Genomic DNA, 289 nt, shown 5'->3' on the forward strand with positions numbered 1-289 from the left:
ATCGCTGTAGTTCTCGATCACCGCCGTTGTCCGCCCCAGCAGGTCCCGATCCGTCTGCGTCGTCCGCCCGGCGTTGTCTATCTGCCGGTACGCCTGCCCCGCCGCATCGTACTGCAGTTTGCTCACGAGGTAGTCGTCGCTGCTGTTGGGCTCCAGCGCCGTGCCCTCGGCCACATCGGGAATGCCGTTGCTGTTGGCATCCAGCAGCGAACCGTCGCCGGCAAACACGTACCGCGTCCCCGCCCCCGACTCATGCCCGATCTCCGCCGCATGGGTCGGCCGGCCCGCC

General features: G+C 68.2%; 1 protein-coding gene. It reads right to left on the reverse strand.

Features of this window, described 5'->3' with window-relative positions:
• On the reverse strand, positions 1 to 289 hold a 289-nt coding region (locus LZP69_RS16110), incomplete at both ends, for a hypothetical protein (protein ID WP_234201709.1).

It is taken from the genome of Shewanella sp. AS1, assembly GCF_021412565.1.
Classification (GTDB): domain Bacteria; phylum Pseudomonadota; class Gammaproteobacteria; order Enterobacterales; family Shewanellaceae; genus Shewanella.